The sequence below is a fragment of the Streptoverticillium olivoreticuli subsp. olivoreticuli genome (genome assembly GCF_003391135.1).
Classification (GTDB): domain Bacteria; phylum Actinomycetota; class Actinomycetes; order Streptomycetales; family Streptomycetaceae; genus Streptomyces; species Streptomyces blastmyceticus.
Map to the genome: position 1 here is coordinate 3,297,705 of NZ_CP031455.1, position 21,663 is coordinate 3,319,367.

21 protein-coding genes are annotated in these 21,663 nt (G+C 71.1%); 15 read left to right on the forward strand and 6 right to left on the reverse strand.

Going from position 1 to position 21,663, the window contains the following annotated elements; genetic code table 11:
• Positions 1-8: 8 nt before the first annotated feature.
• The 3 genes from sucB (at position 9) to DXZ73_RS14005 (ending at position 3,811) form a co-directional block, all read left to right on the forward strand.
• The gene (sucB, locus tag DXZ73_RS13995) at positions 9-1,751 is read left to right on the forward strand and encodes a 2-oxoglutarate dehydrogenase, E2 component, dihydrolipoamide succinyltransferase (RefSeq protein WP_116211327.1); all 1,743 of its coding nucleotides are present in this window, start codon (positions 9-11) and stop codon (positions 1,749-1,751) included.
• 187 nt (positions 1,752-1,938) lie between these two features.
• Entirely contained in the window at positions 1,939-2,562 is a 624-nt protein-coding gene (locus DXZ73_RS14000; protein WP_116211328.1) for a GntR family transcriptional regulator, read from the forward strand.
• Positions 2,563-2,845: 283 nt separating this feature from the next.
• The gene (locus DXZ73_RS14005; RefSeq protein ID WP_116211329.1) at positions 2,846-3,811 is read left to right on the forward strand and encodes a helix-turn-helix transcriptional regulator; all 966 of its coding nucleotides are present in this window, start codon (positions 2,846-2,848) and stop codon (positions 3,809-3,811) included.
• Between the two features lie 159 nt (positions 3,812-3,970).
• Here the strand turns inward: DXZ73_RS14005 and DXZ73_RS14010 are convergent, their stop codons facing one another.
• A complete protein-coding gene (locus tag DXZ73_RS14010) occupies positions 3,971-4,900 on the reverse strand; it encodes an SDR family oxidoreductase (RefSeq protein WP_116211330.1) in 930 nt (309 codons plus the stop codon).
• Positions 4,901-5,086: 186 nt separating this feature from the next.
• Here DXZ73_RS14010 and DXZ73_RS14015 point away from each other — a divergent pair, with 186 nt between their 5' ends.
• The 3 genes from DXZ73_RS14015 (at position 5,087) to DXZ73_RS14025 (ending at position 8,026) form a co-directional block, all read left to right on the forward strand.
• Positions 5,087-5,608, forward strand: a complete 522-nt coding sequence (locus DXZ73_RS14015) for a DUF4240 domain-containing protein (protein WP_116211331.1) — start codon at positions 5,087-5,089, stop codon at positions 5,606-5,608.
• 20 nt (positions 5,609-5,628) lie between these two features.
• Positions 5,629-6,528, forward strand: coding sequence for a TIGR01777 family oxidoreductase (locus DXZ73_RS14020; RefSeq protein ID WP_116211332.1), 900 nt, complete (start codon positions 5,629-5,631; stop codon positions 6,526-6,528).
• A gap of 172 nt (positions 6,529-6,700) precedes the next feature.
• Positions 6,701-8,026 carry an NAD(P)/FAD-dependent oxidoreductase gene (locus tag DXZ73_RS14025; RefSeq protein WP_116211333.1) on the forward strand — a complete coding sequence of 442 codons (1,326 nt, stop codon included), beginning with the start codon at positions 6,701-6,703 and terminating at the stop codon, positions 8,024-8,026.
• Positions 8,027-8,069: 43 nt separating this feature from the next.
• On the opposite strand, the gene DXZ73_RS14030 is transcribed toward DXZ73_RS14025, so the two are convergent.
• Positions 8,070-9,521 (reverse strand): regulator, encoded by a 1,452-nt coding sequence (locus DXZ73_RS14030; RefSeq protein WP_116211334.1) that lies wholly within the window; start codon positions 9,519-9,521, stop codon positions 8,070-8,072.
• Positions 9,522-9,832: 311 nt separating this feature from the next.
• On the opposite strand from DXZ73_RS14030, the gene lipB reads away from it, so the two are divergent.
• The 4 genes from lipB to DXZ73_RS14050 all read left to right on the forward strand — a co-directional run bounded on the left by lipB (position 9,833) and on the right by DXZ73_RS14050 (position 12,908).
• A complete protein-coding gene (gene lipB / locus DXZ73_RS14035) occupies positions 9,833-10,615 on the forward strand; it encodes a lipoyl(octanoyl) transferase LipB (RefSeq protein ID WP_116211335.1) in 783 nt (260 codons plus the stop codon).
• Positions 10,616-10,776: 161 nt separating this feature from the next.
• Positions 10,777-11,742: a lipoyl synthase gene (gene lipA, locus DXZ73_RS14040; protein WP_116211336.1), complete on the forward strand. Its 966-nt coding sequence runs from the start codon at positions 10,777-10,779 to the stop codon at positions 11,740-11,742.
• 227 nt (positions 11,743-11,969) lie between these two features.
• Complete coding sequence (locus tag DXZ73_RS14045; RefSeq protein ID WP_116211337.1) at positions 11,970-12,218, forward strand: hypothetical protein; 249 nt, start codon at positions 11,970-11,972, stop codon at positions 12,216-12,218.
• A gap of 9 nt (positions 12,219-12,227) precedes the next feature.
• Entirely contained in the window at positions 12,228-12,908 is a 681-nt protein-coding gene (locus DXZ73_RS14050) for a DUF4191 domain-containing protein (protein WP_116211338.1), read from the forward strand.
• A 98-nt stretch (positions 12,909-13,006) separates the two neighbouring features.
• On the opposite strand, the gene DXZ73_RS14055 is transcribed toward DXZ73_RS14050, so the two are convergent.
• The gene (locus DXZ73_RS14055) at positions 13,007-13,474 is read right to left on the reverse strand and encodes an RDD family protein (protein WP_116215608.1); all 468 of its coding nucleotides are present in this window, start codon (positions 13,472-13,474) and stop codon (positions 13,007-13,009) included.
• Positions 13,475-13,727: 253 nt separating this feature from the next.
• On the opposite strand from DXZ73_RS14055, the gene glnA reads away from it, so the two are divergent.
• Together glnA and DXZ73_RS14065 are read left to right on the forward strand one after the other, a co-directional pair.
• Positions 13,728-15,137 (forward strand): type I glutamate--ammonia ligase, encoded by a 1,410-nt coding sequence (glnA, locus tag DXZ73_RS14060; protein WP_116211339.1) that lies wholly within the window; start codon positions 13,728-13,730, stop codon positions 15,135-15,137.
• Between the two features lie 127 nt (positions 15,138-15,264).
• Positions 15,265-15,780 carry a hypothetical protein gene (locus DXZ73_RS14065; protein ID WP_116211340.1) on the forward strand — a complete coding sequence of 172 codons (516 nt, stop codon included), beginning with the start codon at positions 15,265-15,267 and terminating at the stop codon, positions 15,778-15,780.
• Positions 15,781-15,845: 65 nt separating this feature from the next.
• On the opposite strand, the gene DXZ73_RS14070 is transcribed toward DXZ73_RS14065, so the two are convergent.
• Entirely contained in the window at positions 15,846-16,124 is a 279-nt protein-coding gene (locus DXZ73_RS14070; RefSeq protein ID WP_116211341.1) for a hypothetical protein, read from the reverse strand.
• Between the two features lie 118 nt (positions 16,125-16,242).
• Here DXZ73_RS14070 and DXZ73_RS14075 point away from each other — a divergent pair, with 118 nt between their 5' ends.
• Complete coding sequence (locus DXZ73_RS14075) at positions 16,243-16,611, forward strand: arsenate reductase family protein (RefSeq protein WP_116211342.1); 369 nt, start codon at positions 16,243-16,245, stop codon at positions 16,609-16,611.
• Positions 16,612-16,626: 15 nt separating this feature from the next.
• Here DXZ73_RS14075 and DXZ73_RS14080 read toward each other — a convergent pair whose 3' ends face one another.
• Both DXZ73_RS14080 and DXZ73_RS14085 read right to left on the reverse strand, forming a co-directional pair.
• On the reverse strand, positions 16,627-17,268 hold the full coding sequence (locus tag DXZ73_RS14080; RefSeq protein ID WP_116211343.1) for an HAD-IA family hydrolase: 642 nt from the start codon (positions 17,266-17,268) through the stop codon (positions 16,627-16,629).
• A 304-nt stretch (positions 17,269-17,572) separates the two neighbouring features.
• Complete coding sequence (locus DXZ73_RS14085) at positions 17,573-19,615, reverse strand: hypothetical protein (RefSeq protein ID WP_240351332.1); 2,043 nt, start codon at positions 19,613-19,615, stop codon at positions 17,573-17,575.
• A gap of 562 nt (positions 19,616-20,177) precedes the next feature.
• Between DXZ73_RS14085 and DXZ73_RS14090 the strand changes: the two genes are divergently transcribed.
• Positions 20,178-20,549: a hypothetical protein gene (locus tag DXZ73_RS14090; RefSeq protein WP_116211344.1), complete on the forward strand. Its 372-nt coding sequence runs from the start codon at positions 20,178-20,180 to the stop codon at positions 20,547-20,549.
• 400 nt (positions 20,550-20,949) lie between these two features.
• A complete protein-coding gene (locus tag DXZ73_RS14095; protein WP_116211345.1) occupies positions 20,950-21,516 on the forward strand; it encodes a winged helix-turn-helix domain-containing protein in 567 nt (188 codons plus the stop codon).
• Positions 21,517-21,663: the final 147 nt, after the last annotated feature.

The following is a 21,663-nucleotide window of genomic DNA, read 5'->3' on the forward strand; positions in this document are numbered from 1 at the left end:
CCGCAACCATGGCGGTTTCCGTAACACTGCCGGCGCTCGGCGAGAGCGTGTCCGAGGGCACCGTCACCCGCTGGCTCAAGGCCGAGGGTGAGCGTGTCGAGGCCGACGAGCCGCTGCTCGAGGTCTCCACCGACAAGGTCGACACCGAGATCCCGGCGCCCGCGTCCGGCATCCTGGCCTCCATCAAGGTCGCCGAGGACGAGACGGTCGAGGTCGGCGCCGAGCTGGCCATCATCGACGACGGCACCGGTGCCCCGGCCGAGGCCGCGGCCCCCGCCGCTCCGGTCGAGGCTCCGGCCCCGGTCGCCGCGGCCCCTGCCGCCCCCGCCACCCCGGTCGAGGAGGCCCCCGCGGCTGCCCCCGCCGGTGCTGCCGAGGGCACCCCGGTCGTGCTCCCCGCCTTGGGCGAGTCCGTGTCCGAGGGCACCGTCACCCGCTGGCTCAAGGAGGTCGGCGAGACGGTCGAGGTCGACGAGCCGCTGCTCGAGGTCTCCACCGACAAGGTCGACACCGAGATCCCCGCCCCGGTCGCCGGCGTCCTGCTGGAGATCGTCGTCGCCGAGGACGAGACCGCCGAGGTCGGCGCCAAGCTCGCCGTCATCGGTGCCGCGGGTGCCGCCCCGGCCGCCGCCCCGGCTCCGGTCGCCGCTGCCCCGGCTCCGGCCGCTCCGGCTGCCCCGGTCGCTCCCGCTCCCGTCGCCGCTCCGGCCCCGGTTGCCGCCCCGGCTCCGGTTGCCGCTGCTCCGGCTCCGGTCGCCGCTCCGGCCCCGGCCGCGCCCGCTCCGGTGGCCGCGCCCGTCACCCCGGCCCCGGCCGCCGCTGCCGCGACCGACGGCGCTTACGTCACCCCGCTGGTGCGCAAGCTCGCCGCCGAGAACGGCGTGAACCTCGCGGTCGTCCAGGGCACCGGCGTCGGTGGCCGCATCCGCAAGCAGGACGTCATCGCCGCCGCCGAGGCCGCCAAGGCCGCGCCGGCTCCGGCCGCCGCCCCCGCCGCCGCGCCGAAGGCCGCTGCCGCGGCCCCGTCGCCGCTGCGTGGCCAGACGGTCAAGATGACCCGCATGCGCAAGGTCATCGGCGACAACATGATGAAGGCGCTGCACGGCCAGGCGCAGCTCACCTCCGTGGTCGAGGTGGACATCACCAAGATCATGAAGATGCGCGGCAAGGCCAAGGACGCGTTCGCGCAGCGTGAGGGCGTCAAGCTCTCCCCGATGCCGTTCTTCGTCAAGGCCGCCGTCCAGGCGCTGAAGGCCCACCCGGTCGTCAACGCCCGGATCAACGACGAAGAGGGCACCATCACCTACTTCGACTCCGAGAACGTCGGCATCGCCGTCGACTCGGAGAAGGGCCTGATGACCCCGGTCATCAAGGGTGCGGGTGACCTCAACATCGCGGGCATCGCCAAGAAGACCGCGGAGCTGGCCGGCAAGGTCCGCTCCAACAAGATCACGCCGGACGACCTCGCCGGCGCGACCTTCACGATCAGCAACACCGGCTCGCGCGGTGCGCTGTTCGACACGGTCATCGTGCCCCCGAACCAGGTCGGCATCCTGGGCATCGGCGCGACCGTCAAGCGCCCGGTGGTCGTCGAGACCCCCGAGGGCACGGTCATCGCCGTCCGCGACATGACCTACCTGTCGCTCTCCTACGACCACCGCCTGGTGGACGGCGCCGACGCGGCCCGTTACCTGACGTCCGTCAAGGAGATCCTGGAGGCCGCCGAGTTCGAGACCGAGATCGGTCTGTAACTCCTCGCCTTCCCAGGGCAGCTCGAAGGGCGCGGCCCCGGTCCCGTACTGCGGTACGGACCGGGGCCGCGCCCTTCGGCACATGCGCGGCTTTTACGCTCCCGAAACCGGCCGGGCCGCCGGAGGCGTCCACCGTCCCGGGATAATGACGTCCGGTCCGTTCAGGGCCCGCCCCTAAGGAGCCCCCATGGCCACACCAGTCGTGCATTCGCTGCGCGAACAGATCCGCGAGCACATTCTCGAAGGAATCATCAGCGGGCGCTGGCAGCCGGGCGAGCGGATCGTGGAGCGCCGGATCGCCGCCGAGCTGGCGGTGAGCCAGACGCCCGTGCGGGAGGCCCTGCGCGAGCTGGAGTCGCTGCGGCTGATCGAGTCGGTGCCCAACAAGGGCGTACGGGTCCGTGGCCTGACCGCCACCGACCTCAAGGAGAGCTACCCCGTGCGGGCGGGCCTGGAGCGGGTCGCCGCGGAGCTCGCGGCCCCCGCGCTCGCCGAGGACGACTCGGCGCTGCGGCCGGAGGTGGCCGCGCTGTACGCCGCGGACCGGTCGGGCGACGGGGAGGCTCAGGTGCGGCACACCGTGGCCTTCCACCGGGAGATCGTCAGAGCCGCCGGGAACGCCGTCCTGCTGCACACCTGGGAGTCGCTGGGCATCGAGGTGTGGACGACGCTGTCCATCCGCTGGCTGAGCCCGGAGCCGCGGTCGTACGCCGAGGACCACGCGGAGATCGTGGAGGCGTTCAAGCGGCGCGACCCGGAGATCGGCGAGCTGCTGAAGACCCACGTGCTGAGCTGCGCTCCGCGCATCTGACCCCCCTGTCTCCGCTCCTCGGGAAAGTTTTTCCGCACCCGGCATTGATCGATCATCGATCAGAGGCGTATCGTCTCCGCGGGACGCCTCGCGTCCCGGTCATCCGGTCCTGCCGGTGCGAGCCCCGTCATGGCGCCCTGTCCTGTGACTTGGCGGGGCTCGACGGTGAGGGCAGGACCCCGTGCGTCTTCCATGCCCTGGCCGACGCGCGGGGTCCTGTCGTCGCCGCGACCGCCGGGCAGCCGGAAATCGTAATGCCGGTGCCGCTGGGCATGATGAACGCATGCGCGCAGCCCGACTGATCAAATTGGTGCTGCTGCTCCAGTCCCGGACGTCGATGACGGGGTCCGAGCTGGCACGGCAGCTCGAAGTCTCGGAGCGCACGGTCGCCCGGGACGTCCTCGCCCTGTCCGAAGCGGGCGTCCCCGTCTACGCCGACCGCGGCCGGTCCGGCGGCTACCGCCTCATCGGTGGCTACCGCACCCGGCTCACCGGGCTCGGGCGGACGGAGGCGGAAGCGCTGTTCCTGTCCGGGGTGCCGTCCGCGCTGCGCGAGATGGGCCTCGCCGACGCGGCCTCCGCCGCCAGGCTCAAGGTCTCCGCCGCCCTCCGGCCCGAGCTGCGCGACGCCGGGGCGAACGCGGCCCAGCGCTTCCACCTGGACGCCCCCGGCTGGTGGCAGCCGGCCGATCCCCCCGAGCTGCTGCCCGCGATCGCCGACGCGGTGTGGGACGACCGCTGGATGACGGCCCGCTACCTCAGGCGCGACACCGAGGTGGAGCGCGAGCTGGAGCCGTACGGGCTCGTCCTGAAGGCGGGCGTCTGGTATCTGGCGGCCCGCGCGGACGGGCAGTTCCGCGTCTACCGAGTGGACCGCTTCACGGCCGTGACGGCCGGGGAAGACCGCTTCCTGCGCTCCGAGACCTTCGACCTGCCGGACTTCTGGGAACGGCAGGCGGAGGAGTTCACCCGCTCCCTGCTGCGCGAACGGGTACGGCTGCGCCTGACCGCCGAGGGTGTGCGGCTCCTCCCCCATGTCACCGACCGCGCGGCCGCTCTTGAGGCGGTCGAGGACGCGACGGCCTCCGACGCGGGGGATCTGCTCACCGTCACCCTGCGGGTGGAGTCCTTGGACGTGGCGTACGGGCAGCTTCTGGCGCTGGGCCCGGAAGCGGAAGTATTAGAACCACTGCCACTTCGCCAACGCTTCGCGGATGCGGTTGCGCGGGGCGCGGAGCTCTATCGGTAGCCCGGTGGCGGGTTTTTCCCCAGCCCCGCCCCTTCCCGAAACTGGGGGGGCAAGCCCCCCAGTCCCCCCCGGGGTGCGCAAATCCAGCCCGTCCGGCGTTTGAGGACGCTCCCGCAGGGAGCTCCCGCCGCAGGCGGCAACGGCGGGCAGGCAGGGGCGCTAGCGGTAGTCCGCCGCCGACGCCCGCTTACCCCCGAACACGACATCCCTGAAATACGCGAAGCAATCCGGCCGAGACCCATCCGCGTCAGTGAACCCGTACGCCCGAGCCAGCTCACCACTCGACAGCGAAGCCCCGTTCCACCGCCCCCTGTCCGGGTCCGCCGCGAGATGCGCGACCGCCCGGCCGATGAACACCGGCGACTCCGCGATCGCGAAGTGCGGGTCCTTGGCCACCGCGTCGCGCCACGTCTCCTCCGTCACCCCGAAGTGGTCGAGCATCTCCTCCGACCGCAGAAAACCCGGCGTGAGCGAGACCGCGGTCCCGCCGTGGTCCTTGAGCTCCTCCGCGAGGCCCCGCGCCATCCGGATCGGCCCGTACTTCGCGAGGTCGAAGAAGAGGTTCCCGCGGTAGGTGGCGTTGAACTCCTCCGTGCCGTCGGTGATCTCCACGACCAGTCCCCCGGGCCGCCGGATCAGCAGCGGCAGCGCGTAGTGGCTGGTGATCGCGTGCGTCTCCAGGGAGAGCCGCAGCATGCGCAGGCCCTTGGCGAGATCCACCTCCCAGACCTTGGTGTCGAACTCCAGCAGGTGGTCGCCTCCCCAGACGTCGTTGACGAGCACGTCGAGCCGCCCCCGCTCCCGGTCGATCCGCTCGACGAGCGCCCTCACCTGCTCCGGCTCCAGATGGTCGGTGGGCACGGCGATGCCGGTGCCGCCCGCGGCCGTCACCAGCTCGGCGGTCTCCTCGATGGTCTCCGGCCGCCCGACCTCGCTGCGGCGCTCGCGCGTGGTGCGGCCCGTCGCGTAGACGGTCGCGCCGGCCGCGCCGAGCGCCACGGCCATGGCCCGGCCCGCCCCTCGCGTCGCGCCCGCGACCAGGGCGACCCTGCCCGCCAGCGGTCCGGTCGCCGTGCTCCGAGTGTTCACCTTCTGCTGTCCCTTCGTCGTACCGATGTCCTGCCGGTCGTTACGCGGGCGACCCTGCCACCGAATCCGGACACCTCCTGTCCTGATTCGCGAGATCCCCTTCGGGCGACGCGCCGGTAACGACACGGCCGCATCCGGTCCGCTCCACGTGCGGCGCCCGGTGGTTGGCCCGATGCTGGTGCCGTGATGGACGAGACGGAGTTCTGGGAACTGATCGACGCCACGCGCGAGGCCGCCGAGGGCGACGCCGAGGACCAGGCCGACCTGCTGGTCGAGCGGCTGATGCAGCTCGACCCGGACGTCGTGGTGGACTTCGCCCGGCACTTCGAGGCGCGCTACAACCGGTCCTATCTGTGGGACCTGTGGGGCGCCGCGTCCGTGCTGCTGAACGGCGCGAGCGACGACGCGTTCGACTACTTCCGCTGCTGGCTCATCGGCCAGGGCCGGGAGGTCTTCGAGGGCGGCATACACGACCCCGACCACCTCGCGGAGCTCCTGGAGGGCTTCGACGACGAGGTGGACGGCGACGGGGAGGACCTGGGCTACGCGGCCGACGAGGCGTACGAGCAGCTGACCGGCGCCGAGACGCCGGACCTCGGTCTGCCCGCCCCGCCGCGCGAACCCCTCGGCACGCCCTTCGACCTGGAGGACGAGTCCGCCCTGGCCGAACGCTTCCCCAGACTGTGGTCCCGCTTCAGGGAACAGTGAGGGCCCGACAGGATAGGCACATGCGGATCGCGATCACCGGCTCGACCGGTCTCATCGGCACGGCACTCGTACGCTCCCTCACCGCGGACGGCCATCACGTCGTACGCCTCGTCCGCCGCCCGCCCCGCACCGCGGACGAGGTGGAGTGGGACCCCCGGCGGCAGTGGGTGGACACGGACGGGCTCGCCGGGTGCGAGGGCGTGGTGCACCTGGCGGGGGCGGGCGTGGGCGACCACCGCTGGACGGCGGCCTACAAGAAGACGATCCGCGACAGCCGCGTGCTGGGCACCGCCGCCCTCGCCGAGGCCCTCGCCTCCCTCGACACCCCGCCGCGCGTGCTGGTCAGCGGCAGCGCGATCGGCATCTACGGCGACACCGGCGACCGGGAGACCGACGAGAGCACCCCTCCCGGCCACGGCTTCCTCGCCGACGTCTGCCAGGAGTGGGAGGAGGCGGCCGGGCCCGCGGCGGAAGCCGGCGTACGGACCGTCTTCGCGCGCACCGGGCTCGTCGTGGCGCGCGGCGGCGGCGCCTGGGCCAAGCTCTTCCCGCTGTTCCGGCTGGGCCTGGGCGGGCGGCTGGGCAGCGGCCGCCAGTACTGGAGCTTCATCGCGCTGCACGACCACGTCGCCGCCCTGCGCCATCTCCTGGACACCGGGACGCTGTCCGGGCCGGTGAACCTGACCGCGCCCCGGCCGGTCACCAACCGGGAGGTGACGGCGGTCATGGGGCGCGTGCTGCACCGGCCGACGCTCTGCACCGCGCCCGCGCCCGCGCTCAGGCTGGCGCTGGGCGAGATGGCCACTGACGTGCTGGCGAGCCAGCGCGTACTGCCCCGGCGGCTGTTGGACTCCGGCTTCTCCTTCGCCTTCCCGGACGTCGAAAGCGCCGTACGCGCGGCGCTGACCGACACACGCTGAACACGGCCCCGGCACGGCCCTCCAGGACGTGCTACCGCCGTGCGACCGTGCTCTGTCCGTGCGCGACTGTTGTTGACCGAATTTCTCTCTACGGTCGAGGCAAATCGCGCATTGCCGCTGCCCGTTGAGGGCATCAGGCCCCAGAGCGAGCGGACCGACCCCAGGAGGGCACGTGCTCAGCAGCGCACGCGACACCGCACACGACGCCGACGTCGTCATCGTGGGAGCCGGCCTCGCCGGGCTCTCCGCGGCGCACCGGCTCACCGCCGCCGGGGTGACGGTCACCGTCCTGGAGGCCGCCCCCTACGTCGGTGGACGGATGACGACCGGCCAGATCGACGGGTTCCGGCTGGACCGCACGGCACAGCTGCTCAACACCGCCTTCCCCGAACTGCTCCGCACCCCGGGCCTGGACGCGCTCACCCTGCGCCCCTTCGCCCCCGGGGTCCTGGTCCACGCCGACGGGCGCAACCAGCGCACCGGCGAACCCGGCCACACCAAGCGCGCGTTCACCACGGCCCGCGCCCTCGCGACCGCCGCCCGCGCCTCCCGCGTCGGCGGCCTCGACCAGGCCCGGCTGGGCACCGCCCTGGCCCGGCTGGCCGCCCTGCCCGCCCACCGGGTCCTCGCCCGCCCCGACCGGCCCACCGCCGACACCCTCGCGGGGCGCGGCCTGCCGTCCCGCACGGTCGAGGGCTTCCTGCGCCCGCTGCTGGCCTCGCTGCTGTGCGACCCGGACCTCACGACCTCCAGCCGCTGCGCCGACCTGGTGCTGCGCGGCTACGCCCGCGGCCGACTCTGTCTGCCCGAGGGCGGCGCGGACACCGTCCCCGAGCTGCTCGCCGCGCTGCTGCCGCCCGGCACGGTCCGTACGGGCGTCCGCGCCGAGGCCGCCTGCACCACCTCCGTCGACACGGCCGGGCACGGTGGGTTCCGCTGCCGTTCGGTGGTGGTGGCCACGGGTGCCCGGGCCGCGGCGGAGCTGATCCCGGGCCTGCGGATGCCGGGGTTCCACCCGGTGACGGTGCTGCACCACACCGCCACGGACCCACCGCTGCGCGGGGCGTCGCTGATCATCGCCGGAGGGCGGCGGGGCCCCGTCGCGCACACCATGGTGGCCAGCGAGGTCGACCCCACCCGGGCGCCCGCGGGCCGGGCGCTGATCACCTCGACGGTGCTCGGGGCCGCGGCCGGGCTGCCCACCGCGGAGCTGGACCGCGCGGCCCGCGCCCAACTCGCCCGGGTCTACGGCACGTCCACCACCGACTGGCAGCTGCTGGCCGCCCACCACGACGCCGACGCGGTCCCGGCCATGCCGGCCCCGCACGACGTGCGCCGCCCGGTCCGCCTGCTGTCCGGCCTCTACGTCTGCGGCGACCACCGCGACACGAGCACGGTCCAGGGCGCGCTCTTCTCGGGCCGCCGCGCCGCGCTGGCGGTCCTCCGCGACCTGGGCATCCGCGCGCCCCAGGACACGGACGAACTCCAGGCGGCGTAAGGCTCTCGGGCGCGGGCGGGGGCAGGACCCCCGCCCGCCCCGCTCACAGCATCGCGACCTTCTCCCGGTACCCACGGACGGCGGCCGCGTCGCGATACGGCTCCAGCCGGCGCTCGAAGTCGCGGACGTACTCCAGCGCCCGCACCGACCGCATCTCGGCCGCCTGCGCCGCCGCCTCCGCGCCCAGCGCGCACGCCTGCTCCAGCTCGCCCAGCCCCAGCCGCGCCGTGGCCAGCACCACCCGGCAGAAGAGCCTGCTGCGGGCGTACGCCGCGCTCCGCAGCTGCAGGGACCGCTCCGCGTGCTGCGCCGCGGCCCGGTACTGCTGGAGGTCGCGGTGACAGTGCCCGAACTCGTCCGCCAGCTGCGCCTCGTCGAAGAACCGGGCCCAGTACGGCACCTCGTCGCCGGGCCGCGCGCTCTCCAGCGCCCGCTCCGCCCGCGCGAGCGACGCCGAGCAGGCCCGCACCTCGCCGAGCACCCCGTGCCCGCGGGCCTCGACCGCGTGCAGCAGCGACTGCACCACGGACGGCGCGCCCGAGCCCACGCCCTGCTGCGCCACCCGGGCCAGCTGCACCGCCTCCCGGCCGTGCCCGAGATAGACCGCCTGCCTGCTCATGGTCACGAGCACATAGCTGCCGTACGGCCGGTCCCCCGCCGCCTGGGCGAGCCGCAGCGCCTGGACGAAATAGCGCTGCGCCAGGCCGTGGGCGGCGATGTCGTACGACGTCCACCCGGCGAGCCGGGTGAGGTCGGCGACGGCGCCGAAGAGCCGCCGCCCGGCCGCCTCGCCGTAGGTGCCGCGGAGCATCGGCTCGGCCTCGTGCTCCAGATAGCGCACCAGGGCCTGCCGGGCGTGCCCGCCGCCGTACGCGTGGTCGAGCGTCCGGAAGAGCTCGCCCACCGACCGCAGTGCCGCGATGTCGCCCATCGAGACCCGGCCGCCGGGCCCGCGCTCGGCGTGCCGCTGGCGCGGCGGCAGCCCGCGGGCCTGCGCGGGCACCCGGGCACCACCGTCCGTGACGGGCACGGGGGCCGCGCCGCGGGCCACGCGGTCGTCGGCCCGGCCGATCAGCCAGTCCCGGCTCGGCACCACCAGCCCCGCCGGGGTGAAGGCAATCTTCCGTAGCTCGGTGTGGCTCCCGGAGTCCTTGCGCCAGAGGCCGCTGACGATGTCAATGGCCTCTTCCGGGGAAGCGGCGAATTCCAGCCCGGCGTACACCGGCGCGCACGCGTCGAGGCCGAGGTCCTGTGCGGACAGCCGCCGGCCCAGCCGCCGGGTGAAGACCTCGGCGATCAGCGCCGGTGTCGTGCCGCGCGGCTGCTGGCCGCGCAGCCACCGGGTGACCGAGGTCTTGTCGTAGCGCAGGTCGAGGCCGTGCTCCAGCCCTAACTGATCGACGCGCCGAGCCAGCCCTGCGTTGGAGAAGCCAGCCTCCGCGATCAGCGCGGCGAGCTGACGATTGGGGATGCGCTGCGGGGGTCGTTCCGTCATCAGCCTGCCGGTCTCCCTGATCGCGTTGTGGAACGGCGCGAACTTAGCGGCCGCGCAACGCCCCGATCGCCGCCTTCGCCCCGCATTCATCCGATCGTGTGAGGACAGATCAAATACGCATGGAAGGCGCTCCCGGTACCCAGGGGGCCGATCCGCGGCCGACCGGCCGCCTGCGGCGGTGCCGGCGGTCCGCCGTACAGTGGCAAGGGCGTGAGTGACAGCGTGCGCGATCGCCGTGAGACGGCGTGGGACGTGCGGGAAGCACCCACCCGTGCACTGCAAGGTTCGAAAAGGTTCGAAGAGGAGCTGCCGTGAGTGAGCTGCGCTTTGTCCACCTGGGCTTCGGGGCGGACGCCGTCGAGTATCAGGAGGCGTGGCAGGAGCAGCGACGGGTGCACGCGGCCAGGTTCGCGGACGAGGTCCCGGACACCTGTCTGCTGTTGGAGCACCCGGCGGTCTACACCGCGGGACGGCGCACGGAGGACAGCGAGCGCCCCCTGGACGGCACCCCCGTCGTCGACGTCGACCGCGGCGGGAAGATCACCTGGCACGGCCCGGGTCAGCTGGTCGGCTATCCGATCCTGAAGCTGCCGCGCCCGGTGGACGTCATCGCGCACGTGCGCCGCCTGGAGGAGGCGCTGATCCGCGCCTGCGCGGACTTCGGACTGGAGACCACCCGGGTCGAGGGCCGCAGTGGCGTATGGGTGCTGGGCGACGCGCGGGAGGCGGAGCCGGCGGTCGGCGGGCTGAAGCTGGACTTCGACCCGCGGCCGGCGGACGAGGAGTTCGACCCGCGGCTCAACGGCCCGGAGTACGCCCCGTCCAACGCCGGGCAGCGCGGCGAGGACCGCAAGCTCGCGGCGATCGGCATCCGGATCGCCAAGGGCGTGACCATGCACGGCTTCGCGCTGAACTGTGACCCGGACAACACCTGGTTCGACCGGATCGTGCCCTGTGGCATCCGGGACGCGGGAGTGACCTCGCTCTCCAATGAGCTGGGGCGCCGGGTGCCCGTGAGCGAGGTGGTGCCCGTGGTGGAGAAGCGGCTGCGGGAGGTCCTGGAGGCGGCGGAGCCGCTGCCGAGGGCCGTCTAGCGGCTCCCCCGGGACGGCCCGGCGGCACGGGGGAATGGCCCCCACCGGCCGCGGGTTGTCCCACCCGTAACCCACACGCGCACCCCATACGCGTAAACACGTACGAATTAACGGGCGTACCCTGGTGTCCGCCGAAGAATCGAAGCCATAGGGAGCCGGACGTGTCCGCTGTCGCACCCGACGGACGCAAGATGCTGCGCTTGGAGGTCCGGAACGCCCAGACCCCCATCGAGCGCAAGCCCGAGTGGATCAAGACCCGGGCGAAGATGGGCCCCGAGTACACCAAGATGCAGAACCTCGTGAAGAGCGAGGGCCTGCACACCGTGTGCCAGGAGGCCGGCTGTCCGAACATCTACGAATGCTGGGAGGATCGCGAAGCGACCTTCCTCATCGGTGGCGACCAGTGCACCCGGCGCTGTGACTTCTGCCAGATCGACACGGGCAAGCCGCAGGCGCTGGACCTCGACGAGCCGCGCCGCGTGGGCGAGTCCGTCGTCACGATGGACCTGAACTACGCCACCATCACCGGCGTCGCGCGCGACGACCTGGAGGACGGCGGCGCCTGGCTCTACGCGGAGACGGTCCGGCAGATCCACGCGATGACGGCGGAGCGCGAGGGCGGCCACACCAAGGTCGAGCTGCTGATCCCCGACTTCAACGCGGTGCCCGAGCAGCTGGCCGAGGTCTTCTCCGCCCGCCCCGAGGTGCTCGCCCACAACGTCGAGACCGTGCCGCGCATCTTCAAGCGCATCCGCCCCGGCTTCCGCTACGAGCGCTCCCTCGAGGTCATCACCAAGGCGCGCGAGGCCGGTCTGGTCACCAAGTCCAATCTGATCCTGGGCATGGGCGAGACCCGCGAGGAGGTCAGCGAGGCGCTGCGCGACCTGCACGAGGCGGGCTGCGAGCTGATCACCATCACCCAGTACCTGCGCCCCACCCCGCGCCACCACCCCGTCGAGCGCTGGGTGAAGCCGCAGGAGTTCGTGGAGCTCAAGGACGAGGCCGACGCGATCGGCTACTCCGGTGTGATGTCCGGGCCGCTGGTCCGCTCCTCGTACCGCGCGGGCCGGCTCTTCCAGCAGGCGATGGAGCGGCGCGCCGCCGCCCCCTCGGCGCAGGCGGTCTGAGCGACCCGCCCCCCGGTGTACGTCCCGACGCGGCCGATACCCGCCCATCCGAAAGGGGGCACGGTATCGGTCGCGTCAACGTTTCATAGGTGTTTGACCAACTGGTCATCCATTGGTAACACCGTTCAGTGACGATGGGAGTACGCACCGCAGCAGTGCTCCCGCACTCCGCACCGCCAGCCCCCCGCTGCTCAGTCATCCCATTCCGCTTCCGAGGGGACCATGACATGCAGGCCGCGCCGGTACGCGCCTCTTCCGCTCCGCCCTCCGCACTGCCCGCCACCCTCTCCGTGAGGCCTCCGTCCGTCACGGGGGCCCTGCGCGCCCTGGAGGGGCTGCTGATGCGCGGTGGTCAGCGCACCGCCCGCCGGAACGCCTGGACCGCGGTGCTGGAGGACCGCCGCCGGGCCAAGGCCCGGCGCGAGGCGCAGCACCTGCTGGAGGCCGTGGCCGCCCCGGGTCCGCAGGCCACGTAAACTCGCCTTATGGCGAGGAAGGAAACATCCGAGAACCCCGGGCGACTGAAGCAGATCGCCCTGACCTACAAGATGACCAAGAAGGTCGACTCGAAGGTCGGTCTTGTCGTCGCGGCTGTGGGCATCGTCACCTTCGGTGTGCTCCTCGCCATCGGCTTCTGGATCGGCCACCCGGTCTACCTGGGCATCCTGGGCTTCCTGCTGGCCTTCCTCGCGATGGCGATCGTCTTCGGACGCCGGGCCGAGCACGCTGCCTTCGGGCAGCTCGAAGGTCAGCCGGGTGCCGCTGCCGCGGTCCTGGAGAACGTCGGCCGTGGCTGGACCACGACGCCCGCGGTCGCGATGAACCGCAACCAGGACGTCGTGCACCGCGCCGTCGGCAAGGCGGGCATCGTGCTCGTCGGCGAGGGCAACCCCAACCGGGTCAAGGGCCTGCTGGCGGCCGAGAAGAAGCGCATGGCGCGCATCGTGGCGGACGTCCCGGTGCACGACATCGTGGTGGGCGACGGCGAGGGCCAGGTGCCCATCAAGAAGCTGCGCACGACGCTGCTCAAGCTCCCCCGGGTGCTGCCCGGCGCCCAGGTGACGGTCGTCAACGACCGGCTGCGGGCGCTCGGCGACCTGCTCAGCAACATGCCCATCCCGAAGGGGCCGATGCCGAAGGGCACGCGGATGCCGAAGGGGCGCTGAGGCGCCCGTAGGAACCCCCGATACGACGCGAAGGCGGGGCGGAACCGAGAGGTTCCGCCCCGCCTTCGTTCTTTGCCGTGTCGTTCTTCTCGGACTTCTCAGATGCGGACCTGGACGGCCCGGGCGAAGCGGTCGTGCAGGCCGCGGTTGTCGCGGTCCCAGATGATCGCCGGGATGACGATCACGAGAAGCACGCTGCGCAGCAGGACCTTCGGGAACGTGAGCCGGCCGCCGTCCTCACCGATCACGCGCAGCCCCAGGAGGCGCTTGCCCGGGGTGCAGCCGATCGTACCGACCGTGAGCACACTGAGTACGAAGAAGATCAGCAGGGCCCAGTTGCCCGTCTGTTGGGCCTTGCCGTCCGCCAGGAACGCGTAGGCGACGAGCATGCACAGCGCCCAGTCGATGAAGATCGCCGCGATGCGCCGCCCGGGCCGTGCGATCGAGCCCGGTCCGCTCTCCGGCAGTCCGAGGCGCTCGCCCCGGTACCCGAAGTCGACGCCCATCTCCTCGGCGGCCGCGCGCGGTCCGGAGAGCCATGAGCCCATTGCTTGCCTGTTGTCCACCTGACCACGGTACTGCGACCGCATACGTTCGCTTCCGTCCGGGTCCGGTATTCGCCGTTTCGACCCTGCTTCGAGCCATGTTCCGGTTAACCTCGGCGAAACAAATGGGTCATGCTTGGGAAATCCCGTCTCTCTAGGGTCGGCCTCAGCGCGGCGCTGCATATGGACCCGCATATGAACGTGCACGAAACCGCATATGGGCCGCGCCACCGAAGCAACCCCGACCGCTCGCGGCCGGGCTAGGAGGAGTTGGATGTTCCAGAACGGCGACGACGCCAAGAAGTTCATCAAGGACGAGGACGTCAAGTTCGTCGATGTCCGCTTCTGCGACCTGCCCGGCGTGATGCAGCACTTCACGATCCCGGCGAAGGCGTTCGACCCGGCCGAGGAGCTCGCCTTCGACGGTTCCTCGATCCGCGGGTTCCAGGCCATCCACGAGTCCGACATGGCGCTCCGCGCGGACCTGTCGACGGCGCGTCTCGACCCCTTCCGCCGCGACAAGACGCTCAACATCAACTTCTTCATCCACGACCCGATCACCGGCGAGCAGTACAGCCGTGACCCGCGCAACATCGCCAAGAAGGCCGAGGCCTACCTCGCCTCCACCGGCATCGCGGACACCGCGTACTTCGGCCCGGAGGCCGAGTTCTACGTCTTCGACAGCGTCCGCTTCGAGACCAGCGCGAACCAGTCCTTCTACCACATCGACTCCGAGGCCGGCGCCTGGAACACCGGTGCGGTCGAGAACAACCGCGGCTACAAGGTCCGTTACAAGGGCGGCTACTTCCCGGCCCCGCCGGTCGACCACTTCGCCGACCTGCGTGCCGAGATCTCCCTGGAGCTGGAGAACTCCGGCCTCCAGGTCGAGCGCCAGCACCACGAGGTGGGCACGGCCGGCCAGGCGGAGATCAACTACAAGTTCAACACGCTGCTCGCCGCGGCCGACGACCTGATGCTCTTCAAGTACATCGTGAAGAACGTCGCCTGGCGCAACGGCAAGACCGCGACCTTCATGCCGAAGCCGATCTTCGGTGACAACGGCTCGGGCATGCACGTCCACCAGTCGCTGTGGCAGGGCGGCGTCCCGCTCTTCTACGACGAGCAGGGCTACGCGGGCCTGTCGGACACCGCCCGCTACTACATCGGCGGCATCCTCAAGCACGCCCCGTCGCTGCTGGCCTTCACCAACCCGACGGTGAACTCCTACCACCGCCTGGTCCCCGGCTTCGAGGCCCCGGTCAACCTGGTCTACTCGCAGCGCAACCGCTCCGCCGCGATGCGCATCCCGATCACGGGCTCCAACCCGAAGGCCAAGCGCGTCGAGTTCCGCGCCCCGGACCCGTCCTCGAACCCGTACCTCGCCTTCTCGGCCCTCCTCCTGGCCGGCCTCGACGGCGTGAAGAACAAGATCGAGCCCGCCGAGCCGATCGACAAGGACCTCTACGAGCTCGCCCCCGACGAGCACGCGGGCGTCCCCCAGGTCCCCACCTCCCTCCCGGCGGTCCTGGAGGCCCTCGAGGCCGACAACGAATACCTCCAGGCGGGCGGTGTCTTCACCTCCGACCTGATCGAGACCTGGATCGACTACAAGCGCACCCAGGAAATCGCCCCGATCCAGCTGCGGCCGCACCCGCACGAGTTCGAGATGTACTTCGACCTCTAGATCGCGCGGTTCGGTGACCTGAGTTGAGATGACGGGCCACCAGAGTTGTGCAACACGGCGTTCGGCTGAGCCCCGCCCCTGTCCATGAGGCAACGGCGGGGCTCAGCCGTTGTTCTAACCTGGGGCGATGCCCGCACCTGCTGCTCCGCCCCTCCGCTTCCGGGATCCCGGACACGACAAGTACCACTTCGCCTGTACCGACAGGGTGCTCGTGCGCTGCCCGAAGTGCGAGCGGCAGGCGCAGATCGTCCCGGTGCCCCGCGACGCCGACAGCGCGACGCCCCCGTGGTCCGCGGAGCGGCGGCTCGTATGCCGCCACTGCGGGCTGTCCCGGAAGCGGGGCGAGGCGCGGTCGATCACCTTCCGCTGGTACGGCGATCCCGAGATGAGCGACCCCTATTTCCAGGTGCCGCTGTGGCTCCAGACGCGGACACGGCACGGCCTCCTGTGGGCGTACAACGCCGAACACCTCGACCTGCTGCGGCAGTACGTGCAGGCGACACTGCGCGAGCATGACCCCTGGCACGAGCCCTGGCGCAAGATGGGGGCCATCGGCCGCCTCCCGGCATGGATCAAGCAGGCGAAGAACCGTGACGAGGTGCTGCGCGGGCTGGACCGCATGCGAGCGTCGCTCGCGGGCTGAGCGAGAGCCGAGCCCGTCAGGTCCCCTTGCCTCCGGGAGAGGCAAGGGGACCCGTGCGTCGTGGCTCAGCCCGCGCTCGGGTGGATGAGGGAGCGGACCAGGCTGCACGTGGTGTCCGATGGGGCGTGGACGCCTATCTGGGTCGCGGCCACGCGGATTCGGCGGTTGTCGGCGCGGTCCTGGGTGTGGACGCCCGAGTGGAGCAGGGCGATGGCCAGGCGCATGGCCTTCAGACGGCGGTTGTGCGTCTCGTACCACTCGCGTGGTTGGCCCGCGGGCAGGCGCTTCCTCGGCAGGGTCGGGAGACTGGGCAGGTTCGGGTGAGGTGGTGCGGCTATGGCCATCGACATCCTCCTGACGCGTGTGTGAGCCCTCGCTCAACACCCCCTATTTTACTGCCTGGCACTGACAATCGGCCCAGGTCAGACCGCACTTGAGGGGTCTCGCGATACGGTGGTGGGCATGGAGATCTGGATCAATCCCGCCTGTTCGAAGTGCCGTGGCGCGCTGTCGCTGCTCGACGCGGAAGGGGCCGACTACACCGTCCGCCGCTACCTGGAGGACGTACCGAGCGCCGAGGAGATCCGCGCCGTGCTCGGCCGGCTCGGGCTGGAGCCGTGGGACATCACTCGGACGCAGGAGGCGGAGGCCAAGGAGCTCGGGCTGAAGGACTGGCCGCGGGATGCCGAGGCGCGGGACCGCTGGATCGCGGCGCTCGCCGGGCACCCGAAGCTGATCCAGCGGCCGATCATCACGGCGGACGACGGATCGGCGGTGGTGGCCCGCACGGACGAGGCGGTACGGGTGGCTCTGTCCAGGTCCACGCCCTGATCACTGAGGCCGGGGCTACTGGCGGAGGCTGATGCCGAGGGCGTCTTCGAGGCGGGTTACCGTCTCGGACGGATCCGTGTCGAGTACGACCGCCATGCCGAGATTCTGCGCGGGCGGCAGATTGCGCGGCGAGTCGTCCACGAATACACAGTCCGCGGCGGGGAGTTGCATGGATTCCAACGCGATGGCGTAGATCTCGGCTTCCGGTTTACGCGTCGCGTGGTCCCCGGAGAGCACCACGACGTCGTAGTCCGTGGCGAGGCCGTAGCCGCGGTAGGGGTCGTACGGGCCGGAGCCGAGGCTGTTGGAGAGGACGCCGACCCTCACCCCCGCCCGGCGGGCCGCCCGGGCGGCGGTGATGAGGGCGGGTTCGGGGCGGAGGTCGGCGAGGGCGCGGCCGATGAGGCCGGTCCCGTCGATTCCGAGGAGGGCTCCGGTGCGCTCGTTCCATTCGGCCTGGGGGATCGCCCCGCGCTCCAGGTCCCGGTAGAGCTCCTTTCCCACCGGGTCCGTCGCGATGACGTTCAGAAAGGCGTCGGGGGCGAGCCCTTCCCGCAGGCAGAAGGCGCAGGTGCAGGGGGCGACGGGCGTGGTCAGCACGCCGCCGAAATCGAGGAACAGGCCCTTCGGCCGGGGCGTCCCGGAAGTGGTGGTCATGGGTGGCAGGGCTCCTCGCGGGCAAGGGGGAAAGGATGCCGGAACTCTTCCAGCCGGGTGCGCGACCTATGCGTACGCCCGGCAGCGAGCTCCCCCGGTGAGCGGATTCGACCGCTCCCGTAAGCAAATCGATCACCCGGCGGCCAACTGGAAGTAATCGCGCTTGATTTGATGTCGGCGGCACCGTCTCATACACCCCTTACCCTCAGGGAGATGCAGTGCCGCACATCAAGCCCGTGAAGTCCGCAAGAATCGCCTCCGCACTCGCCGCGGTCGCGGTGTCCACGGCACTGCCACAGACGACTCATGGACTACACGTACACCAACCTCTCGGACCACTACTGTTCCTATCGTGATTGGCCGGATCACGGCAAACTGGATTGGTGATCCGGTGACCCCGCGAACGGTCTTCGAGGTCGGGGAACGGCGCGAGTTGGTCACCTTGGTCCAGTCGGGTCTTACCGCCTCGTACGGGCGTGCTCGCTGTCCTGGGTGGGCTCGCGGTCCCGCGTGGCCTGGGAACGGATACGGTCTGGCCGGTAGCTCTCCGCGAAGCGATCCTCTGGTCGCTGGCGGTCACACCTGGCCGACGCCGGATTCCGTGTCCCAGGCCACGCCTGCCGATAGCCACAGCCGCCGAGTGGTGGCGTGTGACGGTGGTCTTCTTACTGGTCTGCTGGAGCGGGGTCTTCCAGTACTTCTCGCCCCAGATGCTGGTGTACGCCGGGTCGACCGCGATGACGACGAGTCCGGCGTGGAACGCCATGCCGCGCAGCCGTTCCCGGAACCGTCCGGTCGGGATACCGGCCACGGTGCGGCGGAACTTCTTGCCGCGCTGTCCTCGGCCCATTCGCTCCCGGCCCACGGCGCGGGCGTCGTCGAAGTTGAGGTTCTCCACCACGATCCCCGCGCAGTCATGCTGCTTCGCGAGATGGATGAGGTGGGTGATCGCGTCCCGGAGACGGCCGTCACGCTGCGATGCGGGGCCGGTCAGATCGAGGGGAATGGTGTGCGGTTCGCCGATGGGATTGCCATGCGGGTCGAGGACGTAGGCGGCAAGGTGATCGGCGTTGAGGTCGATGCCGATCGTCCGCTCACCAAAGGTCCGGATCTCTTCCGGGGTGGGCAGCACGGCCGTTTCGGTCGACCAGGACGCATCCAGATACCAGCGTCCGCGTACCGGGTCGTACATGAAGTCGTACCGGACCGCCCGGTTCGCGGTCACGCGGTCGAGCCACTCCTCCCGGCGGTGGGAGAACTGCACGGTGCAGCCCAGCCGGTACCGGCCCCGAGGCGCGTTCGCCAGATGCCGCAGCGGCTCCGGGAGCACGATCGTCACGCTGCCGTCGTTCGGGTCCACGCAGATCGTGTAGTTCCCGAACGGCGCGCCGGACTCCCCGTCAGCGGTCAGGAACAGCCGGGCGGCATCCCACTGCTCACGCCACTGGGCCTCAGTGATCTGGGCCTTCTCCAGGTTGTGCCGGGCCTTCGCCAGGCGGCGTCCGCCGATTGCGATACTCGGCCTTCCGGAGGCGATCCGCTGCTCAACGCGGGCGAGGCGTGCTGTGAGGACCTGCAAGCGGCGCTGCTTGCCGAACCGCTCGACCTGGTCCTTATAGCCGCGGGCCTTGCCCTCCTTGCCGCCGCACGGTGCGGCCAGGCGTCGGGTGATGGTGCGGATCGCGCGCCGCAGAGACGATGCCTCGTCGTACAGGCACCGCAGAGAGAGCTGATACTGGTCCTCGCTCGCCCTGGTCATCGCCCCGGCCATACGCGAGGACGACACCCTAGTCAGCGAGCGTTTCCGCTCGGTGCGCTGGTTGTCCTTCACCGGCACCTTGCCGATCTCCACCCGGCAGGCCAGGTCAGCGCGCTGATGGTGACCCAGATGCCGACCAACCAGCGTGAGGACTTCGAACTCAGCGTCGGTGCCGTGCACACGGTCGCGTATACGGGCACCGGACGGTGCATCGACGGTGAACGGGCTGGCCAGTACGCGAAGTCGCTTACCTCGCTTCTTGCGCGTCACTGGTCGGCCTCCTCCCCGGTCGACAAGATCACTCCATAAGCTGTGGCCGAACATGTACCACAAGTCCGGATGGCAGACAGTGGACTTGACTGCCTTCGTCAACGACCTGGCCTTCACCGAACGCTGCCCGCACAACCCGCCGGAGAACGAGCTGACCACAGCCAGAATCTCCCGCACCAGCTCCAACTCCTGCCAAGGATCCAGGGCTTCATCCGTACCGGTGATTTCCAGCCCGACATCGAAGAACGGCAGCATCACATCCCGTACAACCCCAGTTCCGAACCGGGCAAGACGCTCCTCATGCCCGACCAGCAGCACCGACACCTCCAGCCGCCGGCACCACACCAACGCCCTGCGCAAGGCCCCGGCACTCGTCCGACAGCCCGGACGCGACATCGAAGAACTCACCCACCACCGGCCGACCCGCCGCAGCCTTCCGCAACCGGGCCATCTGCCGGCCAAGATCTCCCTCGGGCCGCTGCCGCCGCGACGGAACACGCTCGTACAACACCACGCTCCCAACGTCCGGCAGCCCCGGCCCCGGCCCGCAGAGCCTCCAGCTCCACCCCTGGAGAAGATGCGCTTCCCGCCCGGCGACCTGCGGTCCGCCAGCACCCCGGAGGTGCCGTATACCTGCGAAGCGTCCGCGTCGACACCCCAGAGTCCGCGCAGCCTTTGTCGCCGAAACCGTCCATTGATCCATCCCGGCAAGTCATCCCGAAATAGCCAAGCATGACCCATCGATCAAGGAACTGCTGTCAACCCACTGATCGCCAGGAAGCCACCGCCACCCCGCCGTCGCCGGGATGTCAGTGCGGGGTGACAAGATTCCTCCAAGCGGGCCGCTGATCGCGAGCGGTCCCCGGAGCGAGGGGGAACCATGCTGCCCATCACCGTGAACACCGAGCCCGGCGAGGTCCGTTCGGGGATCGACGCCGAGGAGCTGGCCCGCCTGATCGGCCGGCTGGGCGCGGACGGTGACCGCTTCGTGGTGGTCGAGCGAATAGCCGACGGGCGCGAGGGTGACCACTACATCCAGACGTGGCACGAGGGCGACGGGCCGTACGAGGTGGAGTTCCGCGAGGGCTCGGCGGAGCGGCACTTCGGGGTGCGGATGGCGGACGCGGAGGAGGTCGTGGCCGTCTTCGTGGCGTGGGCGCGCGGCGCGGAGGGCTGGGCGGACGGCTATGACTGGGAGCCGGTCGAGCTGGAGGCGGAGCCGGAGCCGGAGCCGGAGGTGATGGAGCGCTGAGCCTCCGGCGCGGAGCGCCGGGCGTGCGAGCCCCGCCGGGCCTCCCGGTGCGGCTCGCAGCCGGGGCTCCGCCCAGGGCCGCAGCCTTCACGGTGCCCGCGTGCGTTCGGAACGCGGCAACAACCTGCGGTAACCCCTGCTCTCCCGTCGCCGGTCATGCTTCAATAGGCGCATGGCCAGCTTCCAGAACACCGCGACGGGTCGCAGCGACCTCGAGCCCTTCTGGCCTTCCCGCCAGCACCACGACTTCGACCGAGTGTGTTGCCGCGCGACTCCCGCGCAGGCCCACTCCCCTCGCTGACCCTCACGTCGAAGTCAGCCGCCGGTCACCGGTACCGGCCAACGGCCCGCGCAACGCACGTCCCTCGACGGTCTCCCGCGCGAAAGAGCTGAGCTCTCCATGACGAACCTCCGTACCCTCACCGCGCCCGCCCCGGCGTCCTCGGGCGTCCCCGCCGCCGCCCACGGCGCGCACCGGCACCGACTGCGGGCCGTGGCCCCGGACGAGGTGCCGCCGGTCGCCGAGCTGCTGCACTCCGGTGCCGCGACCTGGCTGCCCGCCCCCCAGCACACCGTGCCCACGCTCCCCGGCCAGCCGCCGATGATCGGCTATCTCGTGCTCGTGCCGGCGGAACAGCCCGCCCCCGAGGCCTCGGCGGCCACCACCCGGGGGGATGCCCTGGTGAGCATCGACCCCGAGCAGCGGATCGCCCGGATCGCGGGCAAGCCGCTGGATCTGACCTACCTGGAGTTCGAGCTGCTGGCCCATCTCGTCGCGCACCCCCACCGGGTGCACACGCGCGACCAGTTGGTGACCACGGTGTGGGGCTACGGTCACGTGGGCGACGGCCGTACGGTCGATGTCCACGTCGCCCGGCTGCGCCGCAAGATGGGTGCGGAGCACCGCGCTTCGATCGTGACCGTGCGTCGCGTGGGCTATAAGTACGCGCCTCCCGCCGGCTACTGAACAGCGCCGCTCAAGCCGTCCCCGAAAGGGATCGTCCGAGGTCAGGGGGGTTAGGTACACCATCGCCGGGGTGGTGACCCCAGTGACCGGGCGGGTGTGCGCGCGGAGACTAGAGTCAGTTCGGGGCCGAGCCGCGGTCCTGGGACG